Annotated in this window: 2 protein-coding genes; one reads left to right on the plus strand and one right to left on the minus strand. The window is 43.6% G+C overall.

Annotation, left to right across the window (positions count from 1 at the left end; translation table 11 throughout):
• On the plus strand, positions 1-714 hold a 714-nt coding region (gene trmA, locus R7Z78_RS24785; RefSeq protein WP_169643734.1), incomplete at its 5' end, for a tRNA (uridine(54)-C5)-methyltransferase TrmA.
• A gap of 65 nt (positions 715-779) precedes the next feature.
• On the opposite strand, the gene R7Z78_RS24790 is transcribed toward trmA, so the two are convergent.
• On the minus strand, positions 780-1,057 hold a 278-nt coding region (locus R7Z78_RS24790), incomplete at its 5' end, for a YijD family membrane protein (protein WP_169643736.1).

Here is a 1,057-nt window from a genome sequence, read left to right on the forward strand (position 1 = left end):
ATTGAAAACGCGAAAGCCCTTAAACAGCGTTTAAATGATGAAGGCTTCAATCTAAACATCATTGGTCGTGCTCGTAAAATGAAGATTGTCCTAGACCGTGACTACGTGATCGAAAAACTGGATGTAAATGGCCAAAGCTACATCTATCAGCAAGTTGAAAACAGCTTCACCCAACCGAATGGCAAAGTAGCAGAGAAGATGTTGGAATGGGCGGTTGATTGTACTCAAGAAAGCACTGGCGACCTACTAGAGCTTTACTGTGGTAACGGCAACTTCTCGTTAGCATTAGCGCAAAACTTCGACCGTGTACTTGCTACTGAGCTTGCTAAGCCTTCGGTAGAATCAGCACAATACAACATTGCAGCGAACAAGATCGACAACGTACAAATCATCCGTATGTCGGCAGAAGAATTTACAGAAGCAATGGAAGGTAAGCGCGAATTCCGTCGTTTAAAAGACAATGGTGTCGACCTGAAGAGCTACAACTGCAATACGATTTTTGTCGATCCACCACGTGCAGGTATGGATGTGGATACGTGCAAAATGGTGCAAGGTTACGAGCGCATCATGTACATATCTTGCAATCCAGAGACCCTAAAAGAAAACTTGGACATTCTAAGCGAAACTCACAATGTGACGCGCTTTGCTCTGTTCGACCAATTCCCTTACACCCACCACATGGAAGCCGGCGTTTTACTAGAACGTAAAGCGTAAGCCACCAGCGAAAGACATAAAAAAAGCGAGCTCAATAGCTCGCTTTTTTGTCGGAATTTTTTCAATTATTCAGCAGAAGTTTTCTTTTCCATGAAACCCAGCTTTTTACCAATCCATGCCAATAGGATCATCGACACCATGATTGCGAAGAAATTTGAGCCTGCTTCTGGGTATTGCGCTTTAATAAACGCAGAGTGACCAAAGGCACCAACAAAGAAACACGCTAAGCCCACTAACGGAATATCTTCCGATACCGGGTTGTTTAAGTACTCTTGGTAAAGAGCTTGTACAGCCAGTACGAGTGCAATCAATGGGAAGATTGAAAAAGACACTTCACTCATGG

The organism is Vibrio sp. 1167 (assembly GCF_033340375.1).
Classification (GTDB): Bacteria; Pseudomonadota; Gammaproteobacteria; order Enterobacterales; family Vibrionaceae; genus Vibrio; species Vibrio alginolyticus.